This window comes from Kitasatospora sp. NPDC001225 (genome assembly GCF_053597855.1).
The window spans coordinates 50,915-56,959 of record NZ_JBSFJC010000055.1; the positions used below are offsets into that span (position 1 = coordinate 50,915).

The 6,045-nt window shown below is 73.0% G+C and carries 7 protein-coding genes; 1 reads left to right on the forward strand and 6 read right to left on the reverse strand.

The features are described from left to right. Positions 1-2: 2 nt before the first annotated feature. Positions 3-626, reverse strand: a complete 624-nt coding sequence (gene pyrR / locus ACWDCZ_RS20370) for a bifunctional pyr operon transcriptional regulator/uracil phosphoribosyltransferase PyrR (protein WP_049651356.1) — start codon at positions 624-626, stop codon at positions 3-5. Between the two features lie 329 nt (positions 627-955). On the opposite strand from pyrR, the gene bldD reads away from it, so the two are divergent. Then, positions 956-1,459 carry a transcriptional regulator BldD gene (gene bldD / locus ACWDCZ_RS20375; RefSeq protein WP_030056198.1) on the forward strand — a complete coding sequence of 168 codons (504 nt, stop codon included), beginning with the start codon at positions 956-958 and terminating at the stop codon, positions 1,457-1,459. A 148-nt stretch (positions 1,460-1,607) separates the two neighbouring features. Here bldD and ACWDCZ_RS20380 read toward each other — a convergent pair whose 3' ends face one another. The 5 genes from ACWDCZ_RS20380 to ACWDCZ_RS20400 form a co-directional block, all read right to left on the reverse strand. Further along, positions 1,608-2,522 (reverse strand): hypothetical protein, encoded by a 915-nt coding sequence (locus ACWDCZ_RS20380; protein WP_143204534.1) that lies wholly within the window; start codon positions 2,520-2,522, stop codon positions 1,608-1,610. Between the two features lie 135 nt (positions 2,523-2,657). Next, positions 2,658-3,485: a thioesterase family protein gene (locus ACWDCZ_RS20385; RefSeq protein ID WP_049651354.1), complete on the reverse strand. Its 828-nt coding sequence runs from the start codon at positions 3,483-3,485 to the stop codon at positions 2,658-2,660. 142 nt (positions 3,486-3,627) lie between these two features. After that, a complete protein-coding gene (nusB, locus tag ACWDCZ_RS20390) occupies positions 3,628-4,065 on the reverse strand; it encodes a transcription antitermination factor NusB (protein WP_049651353.1) in 438 nt (145 codons plus the stop codon). 4 nt (positions 4,066-4,069) lie between these two features. Then, entirely contained in the window at positions 4,070-4,633 is a 564-nt protein-coding gene (efp, locus tag ACWDCZ_RS20395) for an elongation factor P (protein ID WP_049651352.1), read from the reverse strand. 78 nt (positions 4,634-4,711) lie between these two features. Beyond that, a complete protein-coding gene (locus ACWDCZ_RS20400; RefSeq protein ID WP_117487146.1) occupies positions 4,712-5,818 on the reverse strand; it encodes a M24 family metallopeptidase in 1,107 nt (368 codons plus the stop codon). Between the last annotated feature and the right edge of the window lie 227 nt (positions 5,819-6,045).

The following is a 6,045-nucleotide window of genomic DNA, read 5'->3' on the forward strand; positions in this document are numbered from 1 at the left end:
GGCTACTCCGGGAGGTGCGGTTCGGAAGACTGGGGGGCCAGGGCCTGCGAGGAGCGCTGGGCGAAGTCGCGGTCGCCGACCAGGACGGCGTCCACGCCGTCGCGGTCGGCGAGGCGCACCTGCACGGCCTCGCGCAGCGAGGTGGGGAGGTTCTTGCCCACGTAGTCGGCGCGGATCGGCAGCTCGCGGTGGCCGCGGTCGACCAGGACGGCGAGCTGGACGGCGCGCGGGCGGCCGATGTCGCTCAGCGCGTCGAGCGCGGCGCGGATGGTGCGGCCGGAGAAGAGCACGTCGTCGACCAGGATGACGAGCTTGCCGTCGATGCCGCCGGGCGGGATCTCGGTGTGCTCCAGGGCCCGGGCGGGCTTCAGCCGCAGGTCGTCCCGGTACATGGTGATGTCCAGGGAGCCCAGCGGGATCTCGCGCCCGGTGATCTGGGCCAGCCGGTCGTGCAGGCGGCGGGCGAGGTGGACGCCCCTGGTGTGGATGCCGAGCAGCACGACGTCCTCCGCGCCCTTGGCGCGCTCGACGATCTCGTGCGCTATCCGGGTGACGACCCGGGCGATGTCCGTGCCGTCGAGCACCTGGTGCGGCGGCCGCGGCGTGGGTTCGTGGTGTGTGGTCATGCCGAAGCGGACCTCCTTCCCCGCCTCACTGGACGGGCCTTAAAGGATGTCTGGGATGGCCCCCGCCGACCGGGCGCGGGCTTCGGTCATCCTACCAGCGCGCCGGACGGCAAACAGACGTCCACCATTCCGCTTCCCCGGGTTAACACTCCGGACGCGCCGCCGATGCGGGCCATTCGCACGACTGCCCCATTCGGCTTGACGCAACTACCTTACTCTACGTAACCTCACAGTGAGTTACGAGACGGACGTCGGACCCACCGGTAACGGCGTCGGCAATCGCCCGTGACCCACCACTGAACGCGAAGCAATCTCGTCCGGGGAGATCAATGTCCAGCGACTACGCGAAGCAACTCGGAGGCAAGCTCCGAGCGATCCGCACTCAGCAGGGTCTCTCCCTGCACGGTGTCGAGGAGAAGTCCCAGGGGCGCTGGAAGGCAGTCGTCGTCGGTTCGTACGAGCGTGGTGACCGTGCGGTCACCGTGCAGCGACTGGCCGAACTGGCGGAGTTCTACGGCGTCCCGGTCCAGGAGCTGCTGCCCGGCGGTACGCCCGGCGGCGCGGCCGAGCCGCCGCCGCGCCTGGTCCTCGACCTGGAGAGACTGACCCAGGTCCCCTCCGAGAAGGCCGGCCCGCTGCAGCGCTACGCGGCGACCATCCAGAGCCAGCGCGGCGACTACAACGGCAAGGTGCTGTCGATCCGCCAGGACGACCTGCGCACCCTGGCCGTGATCTACGACCAGTCCCCGTCGATCCTCACCGAGCAGCTGATCTCCTGGGGCGTGCTGAACCCCGACGCGCGCCGTGCGGTGCGCGAGGAGGATGCGAGCTGAGGCTCACCGCACCGGCTCCCGCCAGCGGATCCAGGCACAACCCAGCACTCGCGCCACTAGTGCTGGCAAGCAGAAACGTCACGGCGCGGCTCCCCAGACCGGGGGCCGCGCCGCGGTGTAGCCACACCACCCCGGGGCGGCGGAGGCGTCAGCAGACCGTCCCCAGGCTGTAGCCGGGCTGTGCCGCCACGCCGTCCAGCCGGACCGGCCGGTCGGCCGGGGCCCACTCCTGCCCGCCGCTCGACCAGGCCCAGGAGGCCGGCAGGTACTCCCCGCAGGAGGCCGCCGAGCCCTGCGAGCCGTGCAGCACCGCGACGCCCGGCAGCTCCAGGGCCAGCCCGGTGCAGAGCACCGCGCAGACCAGCTCCAGGTCCTCGTCGTTGATCCGGACCACGCCGTCCTCCCACTGGAGCACCCGGGCCGCGGCGGTCAGCCCGCCGCCGGGCGCGTCCACCCGCAGGCGCAGCTCGTACACCCCGGCGCCCGCGCCGACCAGCATCCGCCGGAACACCTCGCCCCCGCGCTCGTAGGCGGCGCGCACCCAGGCGGCATGCTCCTCGTCGGACGCGCCCGCGCCCCCGTACAGGCCCCCGTCAAGCAGCAGGTCGGCGTGGCAGAGCGTCAGCCCGTTCTCCCGGGCGCGCACCAGGCGCGGCACGAAGTCCCCGGCCAGCTCCTCGCCCTGATAGGCCAGCAGCTGGGTCTGCAGGGCCGGGTTGACCAGGTAGCGGTCGCGGGCCGCGGGCTCGGCCGGGTCCAGCCCGTTCAGCAGGCAGAACTCCTCGAAGTCCTGCGGGTGGAACGTCCGGGCCCGGACGGTGTCGAACCGCTCCAGCGCCTCGGCCAGCAGGTCCGCGGTGTCGGCCAGGTAGCGCTCGTGGTCGGGGGCGTCGGAGATCCCCCAGGCGCGGGCCCGGGCGAAGTCCGCGGCGTTGGTGAGCACTCCGATGACGAACGCCTGCTCGGCGCCCTCGACCCGCCGCGGCCGGTGCGACCGCACCACGGGCCGCGAGCCGCCGGCGGTGCAGTCGGAGTTACGGCGGGCGCGCCCCAAATGACTCATCGGTGGCTCCTGGCTTCAGGGGAGGACGGTCGGCGGCAGGCGTGCCGCTGACCGTCTTCCTCCCCATCCGCGCGCGTCGCACACGTACGGCGTGTCACAGGAATGTAACCACCGGTAATGCGGGTCGCGCGGGCGTCAGGCGGAGCGGGGCGCGCGGGCCAGCTGGCGGGACTGCGCGACCAGGCGGCCGGACTCGTCCCAGACCTCCGCGTCCTCCTCGAAGTAGCCGCCGGCCAGGTTGCGGGTCGCGTGGGTGACCCGCAGCCAGCCGGGCACCGGCCTGGCCCGCAGGTGGACGGTCAGCTCGACGGTGGGGGCCCAGCCCGGCAGGCCGAGGTCGAAGGTGACCGGCGGCAGCGCGTCGGCGACCAGCAGGAGCAGCAGCGGGTCGGGCTCGCGGCCGTCGGCGAGCCGGAACCAGCCCTGGATCCGCCCGTTGCCGGAGGGCTGTCCGAGCGCCCAGCCGATGGTGGCCGGGTCCAGCCGCAGGTCGAACCGCTCCAGCAGGGCGGCCTGGGCGATCAGCTCCTTGGGCGCGTGCTCGACGCCGATGCACTGGTCCGGCGGCGGCAGCTGCGGCGGCAGCGCGCTGGTGCGCACCTCGCCGTCGGCGGTGGCGAGGTCGCCGTGGCTGGCCACCACGCGCAGCCGCTCGACGCCGTCCTGGCTGAGCGAGGCGGTGCCGGTGGACAGGCCGCGGCCGGTGCGCAGCACCTCGGTGCGGACGGTGGCCGGGCCGGGCGTGGAGGCGGACAGGTAGTAACCGCTGATCGACACCGGGTCCGGGTGGGTGCCGTGCTCCAGCGACAGCGCGTGTCCGGCCACCGCGAGCAGCAGTCCGCCGTTCACCCCGCCGCCGATCTGCCAGCCGGCGCCGAGCTCGGCCTCGTACCGGCCGGCCTCCTCGGGGTGCCTGGTCAGGGCGATGCCCTGGTCGAACTCGCTGCGGATCGCCGTGGTCATGTGGGGGGACCTGCCCTTCACGCGTGCTTCCGGACGTCAAGTTACTGACAAGTAGGCCCTCACCCTACGCCGCCCGGGTGAAACGCGGAACGGCCGCCGGACACCTGTTCGGGTCCGACGGCCGTTCACGGGATTCGACCACTCAGCGGCGGATGCTCGGCTTCAGCTCGAGGAAGCGGGCGAGCAGGCCGTTGACGAAGGCCGGGGAGTCGTCCGTGGAGAACTCCTTGGCGATCTCGACGGCCTCGTCCAGGACGACGGCGTCCGGGACGCCGTCCTCCCAGATCAGCTCGTACGCACCGAGCCGCAGGACGTTGCGGTCCACGATCGGCATCCGGTCGAGCGTCCAGCCCACGGCGTACTGCTCGATCAGGTCGTCGATGCGACGAGCGTGCTGGACGTACCCCTCGATGAGCTCCATGGTGTACTCACCGACCTGCGGGGTGCCCTCGTCGGGCTTGGGCTCGCGGGCGCGGGCCACCCAGTCGGCGAGGACCTGCTGCGGGTCTACCCCACGGTGGTCGGCCTCGAAGAGGATCTGGAAGGCCCGCGTGCGGGCCTTGCTGCGTGCGGCCGACACGGACTTACTTCACCCGGCCGAGGTAGCTGCCGTCGCGGGTGTCGACCTTGACCTTCTCACCGGTGGTGACGAAGAGCGGCACCTGGATCTCGGCGCCCGTCTCCAGGGTGGCCGGCTTGGTGCCACCGGTCGAGCGGTCGCCCTGGACGCCCGGCTCGGTCTCGGCGATGGTCAGCTCGACCGCGGCCGGGAGCTCGATGTAGAGGACCGAGCCCTCGTTCTGCGCGACGAGGGCCTCGAAGCCCTCCAGCAGGTACTTGGCGGCGTCGCCGACGACCGACGGCTCGATGGTCAGCTGGTCGTAGGTGTCCATGTCCATGAACACGAAGTTCTCGCCGTCCTTGTACGAGAACTGCATGCCGCGCTTGTCGACGTTGGCGGTCTCGACCTTGGTGCCCGCGTTGAAGGTCTTGTCGACGACCTTGCCGGTCAGGACCTCCTTGAGCTTGGTACGCACGAAGGCCGGGCCCTTGCCGGGCTTGACGTGCTGGAACTCGACGACGGACCAGAGCTTGCCGCCCTCCAGCTTGAGGACCATGCCGTTCTTGAGATCGTTCGTGGAAGCCACGGGCGCACTTACTCCTGTATAGCTGTCAAGGAACCAAGGGATTGCGTCCTGCCGCCCACGGCCCCCGGGGGGCCGCGGTCACAGGGCGAGGAGCTCCTTGGTGGTGATGGTGAGCAGCTCGGGCCCGCCCTCCTCAAGGGGGCGCACGACGAGCGTGTCCTCGATCCGGACGCCGCCCCTGCCCGGGAGGTGAACCCCCGGACCGACGGTGACCGGCACGCGGCTGTCCAGTTTACCCATGTCCGCCGGACCGAGGCGCGGCGCCTCCCGGATCTCCAGCCCGATGCCGTGGCCCACCGGGTGCGGGGAGGGCTCGGTGTGGCCGGCCGCCTCCAGGACCTGCCGGGCGGCCCGGTCGGGTACGCACTGCTCCACGCCTGGTCCGAGCGCCTCCCGCCCGGCCCGCTGGGCCCGGAAGACCAGCCGGTGCAGCTCCACCTGCCAGGGCGCGGGGGCGGCGCCGATCACGAAGGTGCGGGCGGTGGAGACGCCGTAGCCCCGGTACTGGGCGCCCATCACCACGGTCAGGAAGTCGCCCTCCTCCACCCGGCGGTCGGTCGGCTGGTGGGCTGCCTGGCCGGAGTGGCTGCCGGTGCCGACCGAGACCGGGAAGGCCGCCCGGTCGGCGCCGTGGTCGATCATCCGGCGCTCCAGCTCCATCGCCAGGTGCCGCTCGGTGCGGCCGACCAGGATCGACTCCAGCAGCTCGCCCAGCGCCTGGTCGGCGATCTCGGCGGCGATCCGCAGGTCCGCGATCTCGTGCTCGTCCTTGACCACCCGCAGCCGCTCGACCGTCCGGCCGAGGTCCACCAGCCGGGTCCCCGCTATCAGGTCGCCCACCGCCCGGTGCCGGCTGACGGTCAGGTCGTGCTCCTCCACCGCCAGGCCCGACACCCCGGACCGGGTGGCCGCGGCCGCGGCGGCCAGCGCGGTGTCCGAGCCGGCCGCCACCGGCAGCCGGGTGACGTCCGGGGCGATCAGGTGCTCCCCGGTGTCGTCCGGCGGCAGGTCGTCCGGCAGCGCCAGCAGCGCCCGCTCCCTGGTCAGCAACAGGCTCGCCCCGCAGGGCGCGCAGCCCGTCAGGTACCGCACGTTCGCCGCACGGGTGATCAGCGCCGCATCGGCCCCGGCCGCGCTGCAGTGCTCCCTCACCCGCTCCCGCCGCCCCGCGTACGCATCCGCCATGCGTCGAGCCTACGAACCCCCGGCCCGAAGCGCCCGCCGAGCACCCCCGCCAGAACCCCCGGTGCCCCTTGCGCGCCCCCCGCGCGACCGCGCCGTCGCCCTCCGGCCCGCGCCGGGGCCCCCGCCCCCACCGCCGCTCGGACGCGCGCCGCCGCCGAGGGGCCCCACTCGGGGAGGACCAGGGTCTCCACGTCGTCGGCGGCCAGCCGCATCGTCGCGCCGACCGA